The 23,661-nt window shown below is 72.5% G+C and carries 18 protein-coding genes; 9 read left to right on the forward strand and 9 right to left on the reverse strand.

The window, feature by feature from the left end:
* The first annotated feature begins 2 nt into the window (after positions 1-2).
* From OG599_RS02535 to OG599_RS02565, 7 genes are read left to right on the forward strand one after another with little or no spacing between them, the layout of a single operon-like run.
* Positions 3-740, forward strand: coding sequence for an SDR family oxidoreductase (locus OG599_RS02535; protein WP_327174266.1), 738 nt, complete (start codon positions 3-5; stop codon positions 738-740).
* A 48-nt stretch (positions 741-788) separates the two neighbouring features.
* Complete coding sequence (locus OG599_RS02540; protein ID WP_327174267.1) at positions 789-2,129, forward strand: aminotransferase; 1,341 nt, start codon at positions 789-791, stop codon at positions 2,127-2,129.
* 16 nt (positions 2,130-2,145) lie between these two features.
* A complete protein-coding gene (locus OG599_RS02545) occupies positions 2,146-3,129 on the forward strand; it encodes a 3-oxoacyl-ACP synthase III family protein (RefSeq protein ID WP_327174268.1) in 984 nt (327 codons plus the stop codon).
* A gap of 42 nt (positions 3,130-3,171) precedes the next feature.
* The gene (locus tag OG599_RS02550; RefSeq protein ID WP_327174269.1) at positions 3,172-4,362 is read left to right on the forward strand and encodes an acyl-CoA dehydrogenase family protein; all 1,191 of its coding nucleotides are present in this window, start codon (positions 3,172-3,174) and stop codon (positions 4,360-4,362) included.
* A 46-nt stretch (positions 4,363-4,408) separates the two neighbouring features.
* Positions 4,409-5,677, forward strand: coding sequence for an MFS transporter (locus OG599_RS02555; protein WP_327174270.1), 1,269 nt, complete (start codon positions 4,409-4,411; stop codon positions 5,675-5,677).
* On the forward strand, positions 5,674-6,822 hold the full coding sequence (locus OG599_RS02560; RefSeq protein WP_327174271.1) for a GNAT family N-acetyltransferase: 1,149 nt from the start codon (positions 5,674-5,676) through the stop codon (positions 6,820-6,822). Before OG599_RS02555 ends, OG599_RS02560 begins: the two co-directional genes overlap by 4 nt.
* The gene (locus tag OG599_RS02565) at positions 6,819-7,244 is read left to right on the forward strand and encodes a thioesterase family protein (protein WP_327174272.1); all 426 of its coding nucleotides are present in this window, start codon (positions 6,819-6,821) and stop codon (positions 7,242-7,244) included. The genes OG599_RS02560 and OG599_RS02565 overlap by 4 nt, the downstream gene beginning before the upstream one ends.
* Positions 7,245-7,379: 135 nt before the next feature.
* On the opposite strand, the gene OG599_RS02570 is transcribed toward OG599_RS02565, so the two are convergent.
* The 9 genes from OG599_RS02570 to OG599_RS02610 form a co-directional block, all read right to left on the reverse strand.
* Complete coding sequence (locus OG599_RS02570; protein WP_327174273.1) at positions 7,380-8,153, reverse strand: class I SAM-dependent methyltransferase; 774 nt, start codon at positions 8,151-8,153, stop codon at positions 7,380-7,382.
* A 71-nt stretch (positions 8,154-8,224) separates the two neighbouring features.
* The gene (locus OG599_RS02575) at positions 8,225-8,971 is read right to left on the reverse strand and encodes an SDR family oxidoreductase (protein ID WP_327174274.1); all 747 of its coding nucleotides are present in this window, start codon (positions 8,969-8,971) and stop codon (positions 8,225-8,227) included.
* A complete protein-coding gene (locus OG599_RS02580; RefSeq protein ID WP_327174275.1) occupies positions 8,968-9,864 on the reverse strand; it encodes a TauD/TfdA family dioxygenase in 897 nt (298 codons plus the stop codon). The genes OG599_RS02575 and OG599_RS02580 overlap by 4 nt, the downstream gene beginning before the upstream one ends.
* A gap of 83 nt (positions 9,865-9,947) precedes the next feature.
* Positions 9,948-11,210 (reverse strand): aspartate aminotransferase family protein, encoded by a 1,263-nt coding sequence (locus tag OG599_RS02585; protein ID WP_327174276.1) that lies wholly within the window; start codon positions 11,208-11,210, stop codon positions 9,948-9,950.
* Positions 11,211-11,281: 71 nt separating this feature from the next.
* Positions 11,282-15,793, reverse strand: a complete 4,512-nt coding sequence (locus OG599_RS02590; protein ID WP_327174277.1) for an AMP-binding protein — start codon at positions 15,791-15,793, stop codon at positions 11,282-11,284.
* A complete protein-coding gene (locus tag OG599_RS02595) occupies positions 15,790-16,356 on the reverse strand; it encodes a DUF6309 family protein (protein ID WP_327174278.1) in 567 nt (188 codons plus the stop codon). Before OG599_RS02595 ends, OG599_RS02590 begins: the two co-directional genes overlap by 4 nt.
* 20 nt (positions 16,357-16,376) lie before the next feature.
* A complete protein-coding gene (locus OG599_RS02600; RefSeq protein WP_327174279.1) occupies positions 16,377-17,225 on the reverse strand; it encodes a phytanoyl-CoA dioxygenase family protein in 849 nt (282 codons plus the stop codon).
* Positions 17,226-17,647: 422 nt separating this feature from the next.
* The gene (locus tag OG599_RS02605; RefSeq protein ID WP_327174280.1) at positions 17,648-19,159 is read right to left on the reverse strand and encodes a cryptochrome/photolyase family protein; all 1,512 of its coding nucleotides are present in this window, start codon (positions 19,157-19,159) and stop codon (positions 17,648-17,650) included.
* A gap of 347 nt (positions 19,160-19,506) precedes the next feature.
* The gene (locus tag OG599_RS02610; protein ID WP_327174281.1) at positions 19,507-19,893 is read right to left on the reverse strand and encodes an SH3 domain-containing protein; all 387 of its coding nucleotides are present in this window, start codon (positions 19,891-19,893) and stop codon (positions 19,507-19,509) included.
* A gap of 808 nt (positions 19,894-20,701) precedes the next feature.
* On the opposite strand from OG599_RS02610, the gene OG599_RS02615 reads away from it, so the two are divergent.
* Both OG599_RS02615 and OG599_RS02620 read left to right on the forward strand, forming a co-directional pair.
* A complete protein-coding gene (locus tag OG599_RS02615) occupies positions 20,702-22,114 on the forward strand; it encodes a family 2B encapsulin nanocompartment shell protein (RefSeq protein ID WP_327174282.1) in 1,413 nt (470 codons plus the stop codon).
* 116 nt (positions 22,115-22,230) lie between these two features.
* Positions 22,231-23,658: a family 2 encapsulin nanocompartment cargo protein terpene cyclase gene (locus OG599_RS02620; protein ID WP_327174283.1), complete on the forward strand. Its 1,428-nt coding sequence runs from the start codon at positions 22,231-22,233 to the stop codon at positions 23,656-23,658.
* Positions 23,659-23,661: the final 3 nt, after the last annotated feature.

A 23,661-nucleotide genomic window follows, 5' to 3' on the forward strand; every position in this document is an offset into this window, starting at 1 on the left:
TCATGATCATCATTACGGGTGCCGGCCAAGGCATCGGGGCCGCGATCGCCCGTCGTGCCGCGGCGCTGGACCGACCGGTGTGCGTCAACTACCGGTCCAGCGCCGCGGGCGCCGAGCAGGTCGTCCGCGACCTCGGGGAAGCGGGCGTCGAAGCTCTGGCCGTACAAGCGGACGTCACCGAGGAGGACGAGGTCGAACGCCTCTTCGCCACCGCGGTGGAGAAGCTCGGCCCGCTCACCGCCGTCGTCAACAACGCGGGCGTCACCGGGGGTCTGGGCCGGGTCGTCGATCTGGACATCCGGCAGCTGGACGTCGCCTACCGGGCCGTCCTGCGCAGCGTGGTGCTGTGCACCCGCGAGGGCCTGCGGTACATGTCCCGCGGTCGAGGCGGCCGGGGAGGCTGCGTCCTCAACATCTCGTCCACCGGTGCCCGCACCGGCGGCGGCCACGAGTGGGTGCACTACGCCGCTCTCAAGGCCGCCGTCAACACCCACACCTGGGGCACCGCCCAGGAGGTGGCGGCGGAGGGCGTCCGCGTCAACGCGGTTGCCCCCGGACTGATCGAAACCGGCCTCCACCTGGCCAACGGAGTCCCCGACCGCCCCGAGCGCCTGCGGACGTCCGTGCCCATGGGCCGTATCGGCACCCCCGAGGAAGTCGCCGAAGCCGCGGTGTTCCTGCTCTCCCCGAGCGCCTCGTACGTCACCGGTTCCGTCCTGGAGGTGGGCGGCGGCCGTTGAGCCCCGCCCCCACACCCCGATCGTCCCGTCCACGGAGGAATTCCTTTCATGCCCGAAGCGATCTCGCACATGCTCGAACCGCACAGCGCCCTCTACCTCGACACCCGGCCTCATGTGATCACGGAGGGATCCGGCATCGAAGTACGCGACGAGGACGGGCAGTCGTTCATCGACGGCGTGGCCGGCCTGTGGAGCGTCACCCTCGGCTACAGCGAGCCGCGCCTGGTGGAGGCGGCCACCCGGCAGATGAACAAACTCCCCTTCTACGGCTCGTTCAACCACCGCACCAACGACGTGGCGCTCGCCCTGGCCTCCGACATCGTGGACATCGCGCCCATCCCCATGGGCAAGGTGTTCTTCGGCAACTCCGGTTCGGACGCCAACGACAGCGCGATGAAGTTCGCCCGCTACTACCACTGGTCCCAGGGCCGGCCGGAGCGCCGCAAGATCATCTCGCACAGCTGCGGCTACCACGGCACCACTCTCGCCGCCGGTTCGGCCACCGGGCTCCCGCACATCCACCACGGCTTCGGCCTGGACACGGGCGACTTCCTCTCGGCCCACTGCCCCAACCCCCTGCACCCCTCCTCGCAGGGCCTCACCGACGCCGAGCAGGTCGACTGGCTGATGGAGGACCTGGAGAACCTCATCGAGGAGGCCGGCCCGGAGACGGTGGCGGCCTTCCTCTCCGAACCCGTTCTCGGAGCGGGCGGCCTGATCATCCCGCCGGCCGGGTACTTCGCCCGCCTCCAGGAGGTCCTGGACCGGTACGGCATCCTGTTCATCGCGGACGAGGTCATCACCGGCTACGGCCGCACCGGATCGATGTTCGCCACCACGGAGTTCGGCCTGACCCCGGACATCATCACCACGGCCAAGGGGCTGTCCTCCTCCTATCTGCCGATCTCCGCCACGCTCGTCGGTGAGCGCGTCAGCGCCGCCCTCGCCGAAGGCAGCAGGCAGATCGGCACCTTCGGCCACGGCTTCACCTACTCGGGCCATCCCGTCCCGGCCGCCGTCGCCCGCGAGACGCTCGCCATCCTGCGCGAGCGCGACATCCCGGGCCACGTGCGGGAGGTCGCACCCCGCCTCGCCCGCGGGCTGGACAAGTTCCGCGGCGACGAGGCGGTCCGTGACGTACGGGGTCACGGGCTGCTGGGCGGCGTCGAGTTCGACCCGGCCGCCGTCGGACAGGAGCCCGGACAGTTCGGCCAGGCCGTCCTCCGGGCGGCGAAGGAGCGCGGACTCCTCCTGCGCGCCATGGGGGACACCGTGGTCTTCGCGCCCCCGCTGATCATCACCGGTGAGCAGATCGACGACCTGATGGAGCGCTTCACCGCCGCGTACCACGACGCAGTCGACTCCCCCCGCCTGCAGCAGGCGGCCTGACACCGAGGAGCGCCCGATGGCCATCGGCATCGTCGCCACCGGCTCGTACCTGCCCGACCACATCGTCACCAACGACGACCTCGCCCGGACCGTGGACACCTCGGACACCTGGATCACCTCCAGGACGGGCATCCGCGAGCGCCGCAGAGCGCACGAGGACCAGAGCACCTCCGACCTCGGCCGTCTGGCCGCCCTGGCCGCACTGCGGGACCACGACATCGCGGCGGAGCAGTTGGACGCGCTGGTCGTGGCCACCAGTTCGCCGGACCAGATCCAGCCCTCCACCGCCTGCAACCTGCACGCGGGAATGGGCCTGCACCAGATACCCGCGTTCGACGTCGGGGCCGTGTGCAGCGGCTTCGTCTACGCCACCGCCGCGGCGGCGGGACTGATGAACACCTTCTCGCAGTACAACCACGTGATGGTCGTCGGGTGCGAGGCGTACAGCCGCGTACTGGACTACGAGGACCGCGGCACCTGCGTCTTCTTCGGGGACGGGGCCGGAGCGGCCGTCCTCGGGAAGGTCCCCGACGGATACGGCATCCTCGGCTGCGACCTGATCGCCGACAGCACCCGGCTCGACGTGGTCGGCATCCCGGCCGGCGGCACCCGCGAACCGGCCGACGAGCGCACCGTCGCGGAACGGCGCCACTACTTCCGCATGGACGGGCGCCGGGTGTGGGACTTCGCCACCCAGGCCGTCCCGCAGGTGGTCAAGGGGGCCCTCACCGCCGCCGGCCTCGACGTCGACGACGTCGACCTCCTCATCACCCACCAGGCCAACGCCCGCCTCATCGAGGAGTGCGCCGACCGCTGCGGTGTGCCGATGGACCGGGTCCCGACGACGGTGGGCCGCTACGGCAACACGGCCGCCGCCTCCGTGCCCATCACCCTCGACGAGGCCGCGGCGGACGGACGGCTGCACCGCGGCGACGTCGTCGTCCTGGCCGCTGTCGGCGGCGGGATGACCGCGGGCGCCCTCGTCATGCGCTGGTACTGACTCGCCGCCCCACCCACCCCCTCACCCTGGAGACCACCTCTCATGACCGCCCCCGCCATGGCCCACGCAGGCCTGGCCACCCCGCAGCACGACGCTCCCGTCCCCGCGGCCCTCCCGCACGACGACTCGTTCGCCGAATTCGCCCGGACCCACGTCGCCCGCAGGGCCGACGCCGCCTACGAGGCTGAGATCCTGGACCGCCTGTCCTGGCAGCGCCTGGCCGACCTCGGCCTGTGGCGCATAGGCGTCCCCGAGCGGCTGGGCGGCGTCGGAGGCACCTGGGCGGACCTGGCGGAGCACGTCGCCGACATCGCCCGCGACGGCGAGGACCTGGGCTTCGTACTCTCCCTCATCGCGCACGCAGGGCTCGTACGGGCCCTGGTGGAGCACGGCAACGACTTCCACCACCGTTCGGTGCTCCCGCAGTTGATGAAGGGGGCGGTCGGAGCGACCGCCCTGACCGAACCCCACGGCGGTTCCGACGTCGCCCGCACCCGCACCGTCGCCACCCGCACCGCCGACGGCTGGACGCTGAACGGCAAGAAGGACCACATCACCAACGCGCCCGTCGCCGACCGGGCCCTCGTCCTCGGCCGCGTCCCCGACCTCGGGCGGCGCGACATCACCCTGTTCCTGGTCAACCTCCACAGCCCCGGGGTCCGGCGCGGACCTGCGGAGGAACTCCTCGGCCTGCGGTCCAGCCCCACCGGCGCCATCGAACTCCACGACGTGGCCCTGCCCGAGCCCGCGGTACTCGGCGTACCCGGCGAAGGCCTGCGGACCCTCTACGACATCATCGGCTTCGACCGCGCCCTCTACGGCCTGGTCATCGCGGCCTTCCTCGAACCTCAGCTCGACGAGGCGGTCGACTTCGCCCGCCGGCGTGAGGCGTTCGGCACGCCGATCCTCGACCACCAGTACGTCCAGGGGCGCATCACCGACATCAGGATCACCATCGAGATCGCCAGGGCCACCGCCCGGGCCGGCATCGACGCTCTGGTGGCCGGCGACCCCCAGGCCTCCCTGCGGTGCTCCGTCGCCAAGCTCGTGGGATCGGAAGGGCTGGTCGAGGCGGCGCAGAACCTGATGCGTCTGCACGGGCACGCGGGGTACACGCGTGGTGCCCGGACACGCGTCGTCCAGGACGCGCTCGGCACCCTCATCGCCGGGGGCACCAGCGAGATGCAGCGCAAGAACATCCTCAACCAGATGCTGGCGCACCACCCGGGATGACCCCGGCGCCCCGCTCCCCGTGGACGCCTCTCCGAGTGAGGAAGACATGACCGCGACCCCGACGGCACCCGCCGCCCCGTCCGCGCCCCGGCTCGGGCGGCCCTTCCTCTGGTTGTGGAACGCCTGCGCGGGATCGAACCTGGCGGACGGCGTCTACCAGGTGGCGCTGCCGGTCACCGCCGTCCATCTGGGCGGCGGTGCCGGCGGCGTGGCGGTGGTGGCCGTGATGGCGCGCCTTCCGTGGCTGCTGTTCGCCCTCTTCTCCGGGGTCCTGGTCGACCGCTTCGACGAGCGGCGGCTGATGCGGATCGTCAACTCCGCACGCGTCGTGGTCCTCGGCGCCACCGCGCTGGCTCTGCTGCTGGACCGGGCGGACATCGCGCTGCTCGCGACGGCGGCCTTCCTCCTCGGCATCGGTGAGACCGTCTTCGACACCGCCTTCCACACCACCACCCCCAGCCTCGTGCCGGCCTCCCTGCTGGAACGCGCCAACTCCCGTCTCCAGGCGGCGGAGATCACCACCAACCAGATGGCCGGCCCCTCCGTCGGCGGCCTCCTGCTGGGCCTGTCCGCGAGCCTCGCCTTCGGGACCACGGCCGCCCTCTATCTCGCCACCGTCCTCCTCCTCATGGCCCTGCCGGCCGTGCCGGGCCGATCCGGACAGGAGAGTCCGGCCTCCGCCGCACCCGGAGGAAGCGGCGTCCTGGCCGACATCCGGACCGGGCTGCGGTTCCTCTTCGGCGACACCACGCTGACCGTCTACGCCGTGGGCGTGGGCGCCCTGAACATCGCGTGGGCGGCCGTGTACGCCGCGCTCCCCCTCCTGGCCCTGCCACCCGGTCCGCTGGGACTCGGCAGCACCGCCTACGGGTCCCTCCTGATGGTGGCCGGCGTCAGCGGTCTCGTCGTGGGGCTCCTGGCTCCGCTCGCCACGTCCCGGCTCGGAAACGGCGTCTGCATGGCTCTGGGCCTGGCGGGGATGAGTGTCGGCTTCGCCCTGCCGGGGATCCGTCCCACTCCGCTCGTCCTCGGCCTCGGCCTCGGCTGCACGGGGCTGCTCATCCTCGTCAACGTGATCACGGTGTCCTACCGCCAACGTGCCGTTCCCCACGAGCTCCTCGGCCGTGTCACGTCCGCGTACCGGCTGATCGCCTTCGGCTGTCTCCCCCTGGGATCCGCACTCGCCGGAGTCGTCGGTTCCCACTACGGGCCCCGGGCCGTCCTCGTCCTCGCCGGCTGCATCGTGCTCGCGGCGGCCCTCCCCATGACCCTGTCCGCACGCTCCTCCGCACCCCCCGCCCCGGAGACCACGTGACCCTCGTCCGAGAACCCGCCGTCCTCACCGGCACCCACATCACCCCCGGCCCGACGGCCCGCACGCTCGACCACCCGCTCGTGCGCCAGTGCCCCCATCTCTACTGCAGCCCGCCGTGGCTCCTGGTCGAGGACCGGGCCCACCCCGGTCCGGCCTTCCACACCTGGGTCGAGGGCGAGGACTTCGCCGCGTACGCCCCTTCCTACGGTTTCGACGCCACGAGCAACCCCTGGCCCTTCGCCCGGCCCGACCTGTTCCTGGCGGACGGCGCCGAGGGAGAGGACCCCGGCCCGCTGCTGCCGGCGTTCACCATCGGTGGCCGGCGCCCCGGGCACAGCAGGTTCCACACGGCCGGCCCCGCCTGGAAGCGCCCGCAGGCCCTGACCCGGCTCCTCGGCGCCGCGGCCGAGCACGCGGCGGAGCGTGGCGCCTCCTGTCTGGCCGCGCTCTACTGCTCGCCCGAGGACGCCGACCTCCGGGCGGCGTTCCTGGCCCACGGCGGTGTCCGGTTCCCCTCCCACGGAACCAACGTGCTCGGCCTGCCCGGCGACGGCTTCGAGGACTGGATGGCGTCACTGCCCCGCAAGCAGCGGGCGAAGGAGAAGGCGGACCTGCGCAAACTGCGTGAGGCGGAGGTCGAGTTCGAGGTCTCCCCCCTCCGCGAGGCGGACCTCGAATGGATCGTCCCCCTGGAACTGGGCCTGTACGGCAAGCACGGCCACGCGTACGCCGTCGAGGAGGCCGCCGGCCTGCACCGTGCCTACCTCGACCACCTCGGCGCCGACGCCCTGGTCGTACGGGCCCGTCGCGACGGCACGTACGTGGGCTTCACCTCCCTGGTGCGCCGCGGCTCGCAGGCGTACGTCCGCCAGGCCGGCTTCGACCCCGAAGGCTGTGCCGACGCACCGGTGTACTTCGGCGCGGCCCTGCACGAGCCCATCCGTTGGGCCTACGGGCACGGTGTGCGCCGCCTCGACCTCTCGATCACCGCGGACGCCACGAAGCAGCGTCGCGGTGCGCGGACCCGGCCGCGCGAGGCCTGGTTCGTCCCGCTCGACGACGCCGCGCGACAGCACCTGCACGACCTCCGGGAACGACGTGACCGGAGCCCGCTCACCCCTCCCACACCCAAGGACCCCACATGACCACGCCTTCCGCACCCGAACCCGTCCTCGCCGGCATCGACTCCCTCGTGGGGTCGAGCGCGGAGCTCGTCCACCGGGTCACCGTCCGGGACGCCGCCACCAACTGGGGCAACGACCTGCCGGTGCTCGCCACCCCGGTCCTGCTGTGGCTCAGCGAGATCGCCGCGATGAAGGTGGTCGAAACCGCCGTCCCCGAGGGGGACATGACGGTCGGGCTGGCCCACGACTCGGCGCACCTCGCGCCGACGCCCGTCGGTGACGACGTCACCGTCCGCGCCACCCTGACCCGGGCGGACGACCGCAAGCTCACCTTCGACGTGGAGGCCCGCGACTCCCACGGATCCGTCTTGCGCGGACACCACACCCGGGCCCTGATCGACCGGGCACGGTTCACCGACAGGCTCAGCCGGCGCACGGCCTGAACGAGTGCCCCGCCCGGCCCGGGGCAGCCGGTTGCCCCGGGCCGGCTGGTTGCCCCGGGTCGGCCGGGGGCCACCTCGGCCGGTCGGGGGCCACCCCGGCCCGGGAGAACCGGCGGCCCGTCAGCTGTTCCGAGGTCAGCGGACGGCGACCAGGACGCTGTCGTCGCCGCACTGCCAGAGGGTGGCCGCGGTGGAGAACCCGGCGTCGCGCAGAAGACCGGCGTGGTCGGCGGCCGTCAGGCCGTGGGGCTTGTTGAAGGTGCGGTGGGCGACCGAAGAACGGGCCCGGGCCTCGGCGAGGGGGGCGAGTTCGGGGGCGGACAGGAAGATCTTCCACCAGTCCACCCACTCCTCGCTGCCCCGACGGCCGGTGCGCTGCCCACGGCGGGCGCGGACGTGGCGGCCGAGTTCGAACATGTAGGGGTCGGCGGCGGGGGGACGGATGTCGGCGTCGACGAAGACCCCGCCGGGGCGCAGCCGTTCGGCCAGGGAGCGGTAGAGCGTGACGAGTTCGTCCGGGGCGAGCCAGTGGAGGGCGGTGGAGGAGACGGCCGCCTGCCAGGAACCGGCCGGGCCGATCTCGTCGGCCCAGCCGGGCTCGGTGAGGTCGCGCTCCAGGAGGCGTACCGGCGTACCGGTGACGGCCTCCTCGCCGAGGCCGAGGAGGAGCGGGTCGGCGTCGACTCCGACCGTGTCGGCGTCGGGGAAGGCGTCCGCCATGCGGATGGCGAGTGAGCCGGTGCCGCAGCCCAGGTCCACCAGGCGGGGCCGGGAGGTGTCGTCGGCCCGTTCGAGGGACAGGGCGACGATGTCGATGATGACCTGGAAGCGTTCCTCCCGGTCCGGGCTGTATCGCTCCTGCTGCTCGTCCCATCGTCGCAGCCAGGTACGGGCGGTCTCGCCGAGCATGTTCGCCTCTTCCGATCGGTGGAGCGGGGCTGTGGTACGGGGCGCGGTGGGGCCGTGGGGCGGTCGTGGGGTCAGCCGCGGCCGACGAAGGGCATCGTGGTGGGCAGCACGGTGAGGGACTGCACGTTGGTGGTGACGGGCAGGGAGGCCATCAGCAGGAGCGCGTCGGTGAAGTGGGAGACCGGCAGGGTCGCCTCCACGGCCGTGCTGCCGTCCGCCTGACGTGCCGCCGGCTGGGGGGCGCCGTCGGTGGGGGCCACGTTGCCGACGTCGATCTGCCCGCAGGCGATGCCGTGGGCGCGGCCGTCGAGGGAGAGCGCGCGGGTCAGGCCCAGCACCGCGTGCTTGGCCGCGGTGTAGGCGACGGAGTGGGGGCGGGGCGCGTGCGCGGACGGGGCGCCGTTGTTGATGATCCGGCCGCCCTCGGGGTCCTGCCCGGACATGACGCGGAACGCCTCGCGCGAGCAGAGGAAGGTGCCGGTGACGATCGTGCCGAGGACCCGGTTCCAGTCCTCGAACGCCACCTCGGTCACGGGGACGCGGGGCGCGGGGGCGCCGGCGTTGTTGAAGAGGAGGTCCACCCTGCCGTACCGGTCGGTCGTGGCACGGAACAGGGCCGCCACCTCGTCGGGGCGGGTGATGTCGGTGGGCACGGCGAGGGTGCGGCCGGGTCCGGCCGGTGACAGCGCGGCGGTTGCCTCCAGTGCGTCGGGGCGCCGGCCCGCCAGGACGACGGTCCAGCCGTCGCCGAGCAGCGCCAGGGCGGCGGCGCGGCCGAGCCCGCTTCCGGCACCGGTGACGACGGCGACACCGCTCACGCCGTCTCCTCGTCCAGCCACAGGCGGAGTACCCGCCGGTGCAGCGGCTCGGGGGCGTCGGTGAACGGCGAACGCCCGTGCATGACCCGGCTGTTGCGGATGATCAGCAGATCTCCGGAGGCCAGCATGACCGGGTGCGCGGTCTCCGGGCGGTTGAGGACCTCGTCGAGGACGTCCAGCGCCTCGACGCGGGCGGCGTCGAGCGGAGGCCGTCCCCCGTGTCCGGCGGACGCCCTGACCGTGCGGGACTGGTAGTAGCAGGTGACCAGTCCGTCCGGCGCGGTGGTGAGGATCGGGGTGTGGATGAGGGGGTTGCCCGCACGGCCGGCCCGGTCGAAGTACCACTTCTCGCCGAGGAGGGCGAGCACGTCGGGGCGTTCGGCGGCGAGCACGTCGTGGATGTGCTGGGCGCCCGCGACGCGGGTGGCGCCTCCCTCGGCGGCGGGCCGCAGGCAGAGCAGCACGAGGTAGTCGCAGGTGTCGCAGTGGAAGCCGATCTCGTCCGGGTCCCCCGGGCGGCGCCGGAGCACCTGGGTGAGGTCGCCGTCGCCGTTCTGCGGCACGATCGCGCCGAAGTCGCGGACGAGACGCGAGGCCCGCTCGGTGATCTCCTTCTCCTGGACGAGGGCCGCGGCGGGTTCGGCGGGGAAGAACCCGCGCACGTGGGCGAAGCCGAAGGCGTCGAGGCCGGTACGCACCCGGGAGCGCAGGCTCTGCCAGACCGGATCGGGCTCCTCGCCGGGTCGTCCGGCGGCCTCCCAGAGGCAGTCGCGGTCCTGGTCGTTCGTGGTGAGGTACCAGAGATCGCGTCCGGCCCGCAGGCGCTCGGTGTCCCAGGCGAGCGAGGACGGGAGCGGGGGCGTGGGCGCGTTGTCGCGCGAGGCGGTGTCCATCGGGGTCCCTTCTCGATGCTGTACTGCGTAACGAACCGGTCGTTCCCCGCGTACCGGTGCGGCGCGTACCGGTACGGGGGGAGTCAGTCCCGCGCGGCGGTGGCGACGGCCTTCGACCAGAGGGTGAGGGCCTCGTCGATCTGGTCTGCGGTGACGGTGAGGGCCGGGATCATGCGGACCGTGTTGCCCCAGACCCCGCAGGTCAGCAGCAACAGGCCCAGTTCGGCGGCGGTTTGCTGGGCGAGGCGTGCGGTGTCCGGGTCGGGGGAGCCGTCGGCGCGGCGGAATTCGCTGCCCAGCATCAGCCCGCGCCCCCGGACGTCGGCGACGGCGGGGTTGCGGTCAGCGACCTCGCGCAGTCCGTCGGCCAGCCTGAGACCCTGCTCGGCCGCGTTGGCGACCAGTCCCTCGTCGCGGATCACGTCGAGGGTCGCCAGGGCTGCGGCGCAGGCCACGGCGTTCCCGCCGTAGGTGCCGCCCTGTGAGCCGGGGCGGGCGCGGCTCATCAGCTCGGCCCGGGCGGCGATCGCCGAGAGGGGGAAGCCGCTGGCCAGGCCCTTGGCCGTCACCAGGATGTCGGGGGTCGCCGTCCCGGTCTCGTAGTCATGCGCCCAGAACCGGCCGGTGCGGCCGAATCCGCTCTGCACCTCGTCGAGGACGAGGAGGATGCCGTGCCGGTCGGCGCGTTCGCGCAGTCCGGCGAGGAACCCGTCGGGCGCGGGGACGTAACCGCCCTCGCCCAGCACGGGTTCGACGACGAAGGCGGCGGTCTCCTCGGGGGCGCTGGTCGTGGCCAGCACCCGGTCAAGGCCGCGCAGGGCGTACGCGACCGCGGCGGGCTCGTCCATGCCGAGTTCGAAGGCGTGCGGGAAGGGCGCGACCGCGACGCCCGGGATCAGGGGGCCGGAGCAGGCCCGGAAGCGGCTGCCGGCCGTGGTCAGCGCGGCGGCGCCCATGGTCCGGCCGTGGAAGCCCCCGTCGAAGACGACGGCGTTGGGGCGGCCGGTGGCCTGGCGTGCGAGGCGCAGCGCCGACTCGACGGCCTCGCTGCCGGAGTTGACGTAGAAGAGGCTGTCCAGCCCCTCGGGCAGTACCTCGCCCAGGCGTTCGGTGAGGGTCAGCAGCGGTTCGTGCAGGACGGTCGTGTACTGGCCGTGGATCAGCCGTCCGGCCTGTTCACGGACGGCCTCGACGACGCGGGGGTGGCAGTGGCCGGTGCTGGTGACGCCGACGCCCGCGGTGAAGTCGAGATGGCGTCGGCCCTCCGCGTCGAAGAGGTACAGCCCTTCCCCTCGGACGGCGGTGACGGGGGTGGCCTGCTTCAGTACGGGCGACAGCCGGGACATGGTTCACCTCATGGGTTCGGGGGTGGTGATGGAGGGGACCTCGGGGGAGGCCACAGGGCGTGCGCCTGCGGTCAGCGGGCGGAGGGCGGTGGGGGCAGGAAGCCCGCTTCGGTGGCCCAGGCCAGGGCCGAGGCCCACCACCGGAAGGCCGGCGGGGCGAACCGGACCCCCAGCCGGTCCAGTACGGCGAGGGTGTGCGCGGAGTCGGTGCGGACGTTGCGGTCCTCCAGCCGGTTCCAGGCGGCGGCCAGCCGGACCGCCTCCGGATGCTCGCCCTCGGCCCGGTCCAGCGCGGCTTCGAACGTCCCGGTGTCGCACAGCTCGATCCGGTGGCCGTACCGCCGCATCCAGCCCACCAGTTCGTCGTGGGGGACCTGGTGCGGGGTCTCGACGTGGTGGACGCCGGGCGCGGTGTGCGGGTACAGGGCGAGGGCCGCGATCCCTGCGGCGACGGTGTCCACGTACGAGAACGCGAACGTGGCGCCAGCCAGCCGGGGAGCCGCGCCGGCCAGGAGGTAGCCGCGCAGGGTCTGGTAGACGCGGTTGGTGGCGATGCCCGGGTGGAACGCGCCGGAACGACTGTGTGCGGCGACGTGTCCGCTCCGGTGGATGTGGCAGCGGCGTCCGGTGGCCGCCCACGCGCGGACCGTCTCCTCGGCGAGGTACTTGGAGCGCTCGTACGGGGTACGGAAGTGCTGGCCGATCCGCAGGTCGGCCTCCGCGAACCGGCGGGCGGGGGCCGCCGGGTCGATCCCGCCGGACACGGCGAGGGTCGAGAGGTGGTGGAACCGGACCGGGCCGAGTGCCTCGGAGTCGATCCAGGCCAGCAGCCGCCGAACGCCGTCGTTGTTGGTGCGCTCCAGCTCCTCGGGCGGGGCCACCAGGCGTACGTCGGCGGCGGCGTGGACGACGACCTGCGCCTCGCGGGCGAGGGCGCGCCCCTCCTTCGAGAGCCCCAGCCCTTCCCGGCCGATGTCCCCGGCGACCACGCGCACCCCGGGTGACGGACTGCCCAGGCGGCCCACCGCGTCGGCGTCGCGCTCGCCGCGTACCAGGCAGGTGACCTGGGCGCCGCGCTCCAGGAGCGCGTCGAGGAGGTGCCCGCCGACGTAGCCGGTCGCCCCGGTCAGCAGCACGCGGGCCGGCTCGCTCAGCACCCGGCCGGACGCGGCCCGGGCGGGGCCGGGGAGCGTGCCGGTGCGCAGGAGGTGGCCGGAGGCGGAGTGGTCGAGACGGACGGGGGCGGTTACGGGTGCGGCGGAAGCGGGTGCGGAGGCGGGGGCGGGCGTGGCGGAGGCGGTGGGGCTGGTGGGTGTGGCGGCGTCGGTCACCGTGCGGGCGAACCGGGCCATGAGCGCGTCCGCTTCGGGGTCGGTCATGGCCGGCCGGGCGTGGACGAGGTCGGTCACCAGCCGGCCCTCGACGATGCGGGCCGTCAGCCGCATGCGGTAGAGCGGATCGCCGTCGGGGCACCGTGCGGTGCCGGGCTGCTCGTGGGCGGCGGACCATCCGAGGTCCGGTCCGGCGGGCAGGCGGAAGGTGCCGAGGAAGTTGAACGCGGTGTCGGGGCGCGGCCCTTCGCCGTCCATGGGCAGCCGGGGAGCGTCCCGGAGCCGCCGTTCCACCTCGGCGAGACGTGCCGCGGCGCGCGCGCCGGGGTCCGTGGAGGCCGTGCGGGTCGTGGGTGCCGTTCCCGTCGCGCGGACAGCTCCGGCCGCGGGGGCCTTGAGCGTCGGGGTGTCGGTGCGGACCCGGGTGACGGCGGTGAACCACCCGACGGTGTCGAGGTGTTCGCCGGTGGTGTCCCGGCCGTGCGTCTCCACCTCGACGGTGAAGGGTCCGGGGCGCGGCCCGTCGTGTTCCTCGTCGTGGGCGGCGCCGTCCGCGAACGCGGTGAGCAGCAGCGCCTCCAACTTCCTTGACGCTCCGTACCGTTGGACGAGCCGGGCGGTGGCCTCCGCGTCCAGGGACCAGCTCACCGTGCCCGGCGCCGCTCCTCGTCCGGTCCGGGGTGCGGGCCGGGATGCGCGGGTGCGGTCGGCGCCTTCGGGCGTGCTCGCCGCCCACGCGTAGAAGTCCGCCGCCGGCGGCAGGCCGGCGGGTCGGCCGGACAGGGCGGCGCGGTAGGCGTGGGCCAGGTCGTCGAGGATGACGCGCCAGGACAGCCCGTCGACCACCAGGTGGTGGGCGATCAGCGCGAGGCGGTCCTCGGTGCCGGGAGTGCCGGAGAACAGGTGGAAGCGGATGAGGTCGCCCGCCTCCGGGTCGAGGCTCCGTTGCAGTTCGCCGCCGAGCGCGTCGATCTCCTGCCGGGCGTCCTCGGGCCGCCGGATGCGGGAGTGGCTGACCGGGTGGAGGTCGCCCGCCGGGCGGGCGGTGCCCGGCCCCTGCGGGCCGACGGGGCGGCGCAGCGCCGGGTGGCGTGCCAGCACCGCCGTCGCGGCGGCGGTGAGGGCGGCCGGGTCGACGGGGGTCGCGCAGCGGAGCAGTACCGACTGGTTCCAGTGGTGGGGCTGGTCGACGTCCTGGTCGTAGAACCAGCGCTGGGCCGGTGCGAGGGCGCCGCGTCCGGCCGGGGGCGCCGCGTCGGTGGCGCCTTCGGCGGTGCCGGCCGGGTCGACGGCGCGGACGGAGGCGCGGACGGAGGAGGCCAGTCGGCGCGGGGTGGGGTGGCGGTAGAAGTCCGCGTAGTCGATGTGGTGCCCGTGGCGGCGGAGTTGGGAGACGGTACGCATCGCGAGGATGGAGTCGCCGCCCAGCTCCAGGACATCGGCGTCCGGGTCCACGGCGGGCAGGCCGAGGGCCGTGGCCCACAGGTCCGCTATCTCCCGGGCCAGGGGCGGTACTCCGGTACCGGCCGCCGACGGGTTCCCTGCGCGCGCGGCGAGTACCGCGTCGAGGGCCGCCTCCAGGGCCGTGGCGTCCAGCTTCCCGTTGGGGCCGAGGGGGAAGTCCCGGAGCACGACGATCGGCTGGGGTATCGAGTAGGCGGGCAGCCGGCCGGCCAGGTGGTTGCGTACGGCGTCGGGCAGCAGGTCGCCCAGGTGCTCGCGTACGGCGCCGGGCAGCCGGTCTCCGTCCGCGTCACCCGCCTCGTCGGGGCCTTGCACGTCGGTGGGCCGGACGGCGGCGAGCAGCCGGTTCCCGGTGGCGGTGGCCCGTACGACGACGGCGCAGCGGTCGACGCCGGGAACCTGCTGGGCCAGGGTCTCGATCTCGGTGGGGTCGACCCGGTAGCCCCTGATCTTGGTCTGCCGGTCGGAGCGGCCGAGGAAGACGAGGTGGCCGTCGGGGCGCCGCCGGCAGAGGTCGCCGGTGCGGTAGGTACGGGCACCGCGGTACGCGACGAAGCGCTGCGTGGTCTGTCCGGGGCGGCCGAAGTACCCGGCGCTGACCCCGCGTCCCCCGATGTGGAGCTGCCCGGGCTCGCCGTCGGGTACGGCCGATCCGCCGTCGTCGAGCAGGTCGAGGGTCACCTCGCCCAGCGCCGTGCCGATCGGCACGGTCTCCTCGTCCTGGGGCAGGTCTTCCGCGGTGTCGGCGAGGAAGCAGGTGGCGCCGACCGTGGTCTCGGTCGGCCCGTAGTGGTTGAGCAGCCGGTGGACGCCCTCGTCGCGCAGGAGGGCTGCGCCGAGGGACCGGGGCAGCGGCTCTCCGCCGAGGATCAGGGTCCGGGGACGGTAGGGGCCGCCCGGGGTCTTCGCGTCCGGGCGGTCGCGCCAGAGTTCGGCCATGTGGGAGGGGGTCGTCTTCACGACCGTGCAGGCCGCCTCGCGCAGGGAGGCCCAGCACGCCCGGGCGTCGCGGGCCTGCGCGTCGGCGACGACGTGGGTCCGGCCCCCCGTGGCGAGGGCCAGCAGCCAGCTGGTGTGGCCCAGGTCGGCGGCCAGGGTGGTGAGGTGGGCGACGCACGGCGCGTCCGCTCCGGTGAGGCCCAGGCGGTCGCGGAGGGCCAGCGCGTAGTGCGCGGCGTTGCCGTTGGTCACCACGACGGCCTTGGGTTCGCCGCCCGAGCCGGAGGTGAAGGAGAGGTAGGCGGGGTCCTCGCTCCCGGGCCGGGGCAGGGGCCGGGCGGGCAGGGAGGGGTCGCGCGGTGCGGCGAGCAGGACGTCGGGGTCGACGTGCGCGGTGTGCCGCACTCCCCCGGCCCACAGCGCCCGGATCTCCTCGCCGGAGAGCGCGGAGGTGGTGAGCACCCCGGTGGCGCGTACGGCCTCCAGGCGGCGCAGCCGGTCCGTCGGGCTCCAGGCGGTGTCCAGCGGCACCACGGCCGCGCCGGCGCCGAGGACTCCGTACAGCAGGACGAAGAGCCGGGCGTCGCGCGGGCCGAGGACCGCCACGCGGTCGCCGGGGCCGATGCCCGCGCGCCGCAGGCCGGTGGCGACCCGGCGGGCCGCGGCTCCCAGTCCGGCGTAGGTGATGGCACGCGTGTCGTCGGTGACGGCGGGGCGGTGCGGGCAGGTCTGCTCGGCGAGCCGGAGCAGACCGGTCAGGGTCGCGCGGTCCGGGGGCGCTTCCCTGCGGTCCGTGGGTACTTCGACGGGCATGGGCCGTGCGAGCCCGGACGTGGTGAGGGCCGTCATGCGGCCTCCCCCACGCCGCGGGGCGTCGCACCGTCGCGCGACCGGCCGGGGAAGTCGGCGAGGAAGACCTCCACGCACGCCTCGCGGGCCAGTCTCCCCGCCACCTCCCACCCGAGCATGCGGTGCAGACCGTCGAGATGGATCAGCCCCTCCCGGACACGGAGACCGGCATAGTCCACATGGTCCACCGGGTGGGTACTCAGATAGACGGGCGTCATGGGTGTGCGGGCGAATCGGTCGAGTTTCGCGGCGCACACGGGATTGGCCCTGGCATATGCATCAGGATCTGCACGGATGATCTCCGCGGCCTGGCCGACGGTCAAACCCGTGCGGGGTACCAGTTCCCGTTCTCCTGATTCTCCGAGATGCCACGGAAGGACGACGCCGAGAATATCGGCGCGGTCGAGTTCGGCCCGGTACCAGGAACCGAGCAGGGCGTGGGCCCGGTGCAGGTTCTTCTCGCCGTCCTCATTGGTGTTGGACGCGTGCGACCGGGCGGCGGGATGATCTTTTCCGTATACGCCCAGCACCTCGGAGAAGGCGACGGATTCCAGAGTGCGCACGGGAGAACTCCTTTCCGCCGTCATCGTCCCACCACCCCCTGGAATTCGGTGAAATGCCGCTCGGAGAAAAGCTCCGGCCACGGTCCGCGGCCGAGGCCGAGCTCTTCGGCCCGGGCGAGCATGTACCGCCAGTACGGCTTCACGGGACGCCACCGGGCGCCGGTCCGGCAGTAGGAGGCGTCGACGAAGTACCGGTCCTGTCCGGCCACGGGGGACGGGGCGGGGCGCCGGGCGTGGAAGACGGCCGAGTTGATCAGGACCGTCGATCCGCGCGGCAGACGGTCTATCACCTCCTCCCCCGGCAGTTCGGCCGTGCCGAGTGCGGCGCGGAAGTCCTTGGCCACGTCCTCGTCGTGCGATCCGGGCAGCACCGCGAGACTGCCCATCGTCTCGTTCAGTCCGCCCAGGTAGTGCAGCGCGTGGACCATCACCAGCGACCTGTCGCCGAGGTCGTTGGGCTCGTAGTCGTGGTGCCACGGCTTTCCGGTGTCGCCGGCTCCCTGCCGCTGACTGTGCATGTGGTGATGGACGAACGGGCCGCCCATGATGTCCGTCAGCAGGCTCATCAGCGGCGGGTGGACGAGCAGTTCACCGTGGGCCGGCAGTTCGAGTTCCAGCACCGGCGGGTGGGCGCCCGCCGCCGTACCGGTGCTGCAGGCGATGGACCGGGCACGCAGCCCCTCGTCCATCCACCGGTCCACCTCGGGCATCAGGCGATCCACGAGTGCGGGAGGCAGGAAGCCGGGAAGCACGAGGTAGCCGAGCTCCTCGAAGCTCTTCCGCGCCCCGATGACCTCGCCGTGTTCCGCCGATTCAGGGTGCGCCTCCCCCGTCGATTCCGTTTCGTCGATCCCGGAAGATGATCGCAAGATGTACCGTCCCCTCGCTCCAGAGGTCGAGTGCATTTCTCTTCGATTTCTCACTGTGGATCACTCGAAACGGCACCGGAACACGGGCCGGACGACGCCTTCCTCCGTCGGCGGAACAGCTTCCTTTCGAGCACGGGCGACTGAGTAGGGAGGCCCACCGGATCATCGGCGGGCGGAACGAAACGGGAGGCTATCTTGAGGCGATGAGGGCCGCAAGGAACGTCTTTCGGCCATGGATCACCGTCCCGACTACCGGTCGGCAGCCTCGGCCTGAAGCAGCAGAAGGAGCCGGAAATGGCCGCTCGTGGAAGAGAAAATGATCCCCGCCCGTGCCAGGGGAATATCCGGAAACAGGAAAGGACGAGCGGTGAGTGACTGACGGGACTCCTGCGAAGGTGGGGCGCGCCCGTAGGAGACGCCCCTCAGTCCCGGCGGTGGCGCTCCTGCTCCAGCAGCGCGTCGAGATCGGTGAGCCGGTCCAGCCCCCGCACCGCCCGGCTCATCCGCGCGTTGTGCTCGAACCGGTCGCGGTGGCGGTGCAGCAGGTTCCAGTAACCGGCGGTGAAGGGGCAGGCGTCCTCGCCGACCCGTACGGAGGGCTTGTAGCGGCAGGTCCCGCAGAGGTCGCTCATGCGGTCGATGTAGGCGCCCCCGGAGGTGTACGGCTTGGTGGTCATACGGCCCCCGTCGGCGTACTGCGACATCCCCACCACGTTCGGGACCATGACCCAGTCGTAGCCGTCCACGAAGCTGCGGTGGAACCAGTCGGTGACGGCCCGGGGGTCCCAGCCTCGTTGGAGGGCGAGGCTGCCCAGGATCATCAGGCGCGGGATGTGGTGGGTCCAGCCGGTCTCCCTGACCTGGTCCAGGACGTGGCGGACACAGTTCGCGCCGGTGCCCTCCGAGGACAGTTCGGTGAACCAGTCGGGCAGTGGGCCCCGGTGGTGCAGGGCGTTGCTCTCCCGGTAGCCCGGGCCGAAGTACCAGTAGACGTGCCAGACGAACTCGCGCCATCCGGCGATCTGCCGGACGAAGCCCTCGGCACTGTTGAGGGGCACGTCGCCCGACCGCCACCGCGCCTCGGCCCGTTCGACGCACTCGGCGGGGTCCAACAGGCCGAGGTTGAGCGACGAGGAGAGCAGACTGTGGCTCATCGTCGCGTCCCCGGCGAGGATCGCGTCCTCGTACGCGCCGAAGGTGGCGAGCCGGTGTTCGACGAAGCGGTGCAGGGCCGCGAGGGCTTCACGGCGGGTGGCCGGAAACCTGCGGGGCGCGTCCTGGCCGACGAACGCGACGTCCCCGTCGCGCGCCCAGCGGTCGAGGTCGGAGCGCACCTCGGCGTCGATGTCGCCCTCCCGGGGCCGGTAGGGCGCCGGAACGCCCAGTCCCCTCGCGCCGCGCGGTGGGGGCTGCCGGTTGTCGTGGTCCAGGTTCCACCGGCCGCCGGCCGGCCGGTCGCCCTCCATCAGCAGCTCGTGCGTGCGGCGGACCCACCGGTAGAAGTCCTCCTGGCGGAGTCGCTCCGTCCCCCGGCCGTCCGCCCATCTCCTGAACTCGTCGTGCGCCACGAGGAAGCCGCGCGCCGGCAGCACACGGACGGAGGGCAGGGTGTCCACGAAGGCGCGGGCGGTGTGGGAGGTGGGGTGGTGCAAGGTCACCGGCCCGTCCCCCACGGCTTCGCGCAGGCCCTCGCGGTAGGTGTCCGCCTTGACGTACCGCACCCGGTCCCCGAGCTCGGCGGCCCGGTGGCGCATCGCCGAGAGGATCAGATGGGCCTTGGCGCGGTGGAAGCGTCTGCGGCGGAAGACACTCCGGGCCTCGATCATCACCAGCGGCACGTCCCGGTCCGGTCCGCCCCGCGCGGGATCGGTGAAGTGCGGGCCGAGCTGATCGCCGAACAGCCAGTGGGCGGCGGTGGGTTCTTCCTCGGTCATGCCGGGCGCTCCATCGGCGATTCCTGCCCTGCCTCGTCGAGGCTGCTGCCCCGCAGCCTCTGGTGCACCGATCAAAGCGCACGAGGGCCCGGACGGTGGCCCGCACACGCCGGAGGGTGGGACGGTGGACAGCAGCGCCAGGACCTGCGGTGCGAGCAAGGCGGCGGACAGTCCCTCGAGCACCCGGGAGAGGACGAGGAAGTCGCCCGACATGGCTGTGCCGCACAGGTAGAGGTCACCGAGGCGCCCGCCGGGCCGGCCGGAGGCAGCGGACGGGCGCCGGCCGCCGGAGGGATTTCCGACGGCCGACGGCCCGTTGAAGGGCTGGAGAACCCTGCGGGTTCCTGTCAGGACTCGCAGGGAAGGCCGCTGATGCGGGTGGTGTACGCCGCGGAGACCCAACGGTTGGTGCCCACCTTGTGGAAGCCGTTGGTGGTGGCCACCTCCGCGAGGATCGTGGAGCCGTTGGCGTAGGACCCGACGACCGAGTAGCTGGTGCCGGGACCGCTGCGTATTTGCAGACCGCCGTTGGCGTTGACCTTGTAGTAGCACTGGGTGGCGAGCGCACCGGCCGGCACGAGCTCCACAGTCGCGCCCGTCGTGCGGGCGGGTGCGGCGGCCTGGGCCGTGAGACCGCCGCCGAGGAGCGCGGCGGCGGACAGGGCCACCACGGCTGCCGTGCGGGCGGCTGAGCGACGCGATAACAAGGTGCGGTGTGCTGCGGTGACGGTCATGGAATCGATTCCCCTTGCGTCGTCGGTTCTGGGTTCGGAACACGTACGTAGGAGCAGGCCGGTGCCTGCCGAGCGGTGTCACCGCTCAGAGACACCTGAGCCGCGCACGACGCTAGCGCCATCGGGGCAAAATCAGATGCCTGGTACACGAGACCTACCCAACCGGAACCGGGGGAAGGGGCCCGTTGCGGTTGGCGTTCCCGTCCTGTCTCGGCGGGGTGAAATCGCAGCTCAGCAGGGGTGCGCGACGAGACGAGGCTCCTGGTCGTGTCGGGGGTCTTCGCTACGCATCACGCATCGTCCGAGAAGCCTCACTGATCAGCGTCGTGGCTCCTTCCCTTCCCGTCGCACCGGCCTCAGAGCTTCCGTTCGGGGAACGGTCACGGTGACCGCTCCCCGAACACTTACGCAAAGCTCCCATTCCGGACTGCAACCCTCGACCTGCTGCTACGGGCGTCAGAAACCGGCATCAAGGGCGCTCGGCGCAGGCGACCGACGGGGCATTCGGTGGAGGCGCCCGGTCGGCGCGGCAGGGGCCGGACGCCCCCGATCCGCCCTCAGGGCGGACGGCGCTGCTTTCGTAACACGCCCTCGCGGACGAAACGGCTCCGCGCCCGCGCAAACCTCCTGCGGCCCGCGATCATCGTATCGAGTTAATGTCAGCGCCTTCCCTTGGTCCGGCAGAGGGAGCGGCCGTTAGTGTCCTCGGCGTCTGGACGGGTTTCCGTTCACCTACCCCTTTTCCCTCCTGTTGCCCGGTGGCGTCCGTATGCCCGCGCCACCGCCCTGACCACGGAGAGCGTGCACGATGACTGTTGACTCGAGCCCGGACGAGCAACTGGAGCTGCCCCGGCAGTCCAGCCTGGGCACGGCGGCCGCCCGCAACCTCGCCCACACGACCAAGTCCGCCCCGCAGATGCAGGAGATCACCTCCCGCTGGCTGCTGCGCATGCTCCCCTGGGTGGAGACCCAGGGCGGGGCGTACCGGGTGAACCGTCGTCTGTCCTACACCGTCGGCGACGGGACCATCGAGTTCGTCCAGGACGGTGCCGACGTCCGGGTGATCCCCCGGGAGCTCGGTGAACTGGCGCTGTTGCGCGGCTTCGACGACGTGGAGGTGCTGACCGCCCTCGCCGACCGCTGCGTGCAGCGCGACTTCCGCGCCGGCGAGACGCTGGTCGAACGCGGGGCGCCGGCGGACCGGATCCACCTGATCGCCCACGGCCGCGTCAGCCAGACCTCCGTGGGCAGTTACGGCGACGAGGTGGATCTGGACGTCCTCGCCGACGGCGACCGGTTCGGGGAGGACGCTCTGCTGGACGAGGACGCCCGGTGGGAGCAGACCGCCACCGCCGAGACCTCGGGCACGCTGCTCACCCTGTCGCGCGCCGACTTCGGAGCAGTGCTCTCCGGGGCGCCGGGTCTCCGCGCCCACGTCGAGGCGTTCACTTCGCTCTCCGGCAGGCAGCAGAACCATCGCGGCGAGGCGGAGATCGCGATGTCGGCCGGCCACGTCGGCGAGCAGGAGCTGCCCGGCGCCTTCGTGGACTACGAGTTGAAGCCACGCGAGTACGAACTCTCCGTCGCCCAGACGATTCTGCGGGTCCACACGAGGGTCGCCGACCTCTACAACGGCCCGATGAACCAGACGAAGGAGCAACTCCGGCTCACCATCGAGGCGCTGAGAGAGCGTCAGGAACATGAACTGATCAACAACCGGGAGTTCGGCCTGCTCCACAACGCCGACTTCAAGCAGCGCCTCCAGCCGCACGCCGGTCCGCCGACCCCGGACGACCTGGACGAACTGCTCTGCCGGCGCCGCGGTTCCAAGTTCTTCCTCGCGCACCCCCGGACGATCGCGGCGATCGGGCGCGGGTTCAACGCGCGGGGTATCTACCCGGACCACGTCGACCTCGGCGGCCAGCAGGTACCGGCCTGGCGCGGCGTACCGATCCTGCCCTGCAACAAGATCCCGGTCACCCCGGAGAAGACCAGCTCGATCCTCTGCATGCGTACCGGCGAGGCGAATCAGGGCGTCATCGGCCTGCACCAGACGGGCCTGCCGGACGAGTACGAACCGGGCCTGTCGGTCCGCTTCATGGGGCTCGACGAGAAGGCGATCACGTCCTACCTCGTCAGTACGTACTACTCCGCCGCGATCCTCGTGCCGGACGCGGTCGGCGTGCTGGAGAACGTGCAGATCGCCCACTGGCCCAGGTAAGGCTGCCCCTGCCCGAGAGGGACGGCCCGGCGCGACACGCCCTGTAACCCTCCGGGGCGGTCGCGCGGGCCCCGGAGGGCTTTTGGAGAGCCACCCATTCCACCAAGGAGCCATGGATGCCAGCGCCCGAGCTGCCACCACCACGGTCGAGCCTGCCAGAGGCCGCCACCCATTTCGGAGCGCACGTACTCGCCGCCGCGGTGGCCCGTGCCCACGACATCACGGCCGCCACCGGCGGCCCGCCCGACGCGGGCTCCGTACCCGAACCGCCCGCGGTCTCCGTACCCGCCCCAGCCGCGATTCCCGTACCCGCCCCGGCTGCCGCTCCCGGCACCGCGCCGGCCGGGGCGCCCGCACCGGACACAGGTCTGGAGCGCCTCCTGCGCGGTCCCAGCGGCCTGGGCACGGCGGGGCTCCGCCTGGTCCTGAGGGAAGCGCCGCCGACACCGCCGACAGCGAACCCGCTTCTCCCTCCGCACCTGCTCCCACCTCCGCATGCGTCTCTGCACTCACCTCTGGATTCACCTGCAGAAACGTTGGCGGAGGCGGCCGTGGACACCGCGGAGGGCACGCCGGTCCCGGGTCTCTATTACCACCCGGTGCCCGAGCCCGATCCGGTACGGGTGGAGGAGGTCAGCCGGCGGATCAAGGCCTGGGCGGTCGACGAGGTCAGCCTGTTCCCCGACGACTGGGAGGAGGAGTTCGACGGCTTCTCCGTGGGCCGCTACATGGTCGCCTGCCATCCGGACGCACCCACCGTCGACCATCTGATGCTCGCCACCCGCCTGATGGTGGCCGAGAACGCGGTGGACGACTGCTACTGCGAGGACCACGGCGGCTCGCCCATCGGCCTCGGTGAACGCCTCCTGCTGGCGCACACCGCCCTCGATCCCCTGTACACGACCGCGGAGTACCAGCCGCAGTGGGCCGAGTCGCTCCATGCGGACGCGCCCCGGCGCGCGTACCGCTCCGCCATGGAGTACTTCGTACGGGCGGCCGGCGCCTCCCAGGCGGACCGGCTCCGGCACGACATGGCCCGGCTGCACCTGGGGTACCTCGCCGAAGCGGCCTGGTCGCAGGAGGGCCGCGTACCGGAGGTGTGGGAGTACCTGGCGATGCGCCAGTTCAACAACTTCCGCCCCTGCCCGACGATCACGGACACCGTCGGCGGCTACGAACTGCCGGCGGACCTGCACGCCCGGGCGGACATGCAGAAGGTCATCGCGCTCGCCGGGAACGCGACGACCATCGTGAACGACCTCTACTCCTACATGAAGGAACTCGACTCCCCCGGCCAGCACTTGAACCTGCCCGTGGTGATCGCCGAACGCGAGGGCTTCTCCGAGCGGGACGCCTATCTGAAGGCGGTCGAGGTCCACAACGACCTCATGCACGACTTCGAGGCGGAGGCAGCGGCCCTGGCCGAGGCGTGTCCCGCTCCCCAAGTGCAGCGCTTCCTGCGGGGCGTGGCCGCCTGGGTCGACGGCAACCACTACTGGCACCGGTCCAACACCTTCCGCTACCGCCTGCCCGATTTCTGGTAAAGA

The organism is Streptomyces sp. NBC_01335 (assembly GCF_035953295.1).
Taxonomy (GTDB): domain Bacteria; phylum Actinomycetota; class Actinomycetes; order Streptomycetales; family Streptomycetaceae; genus Streptomyces.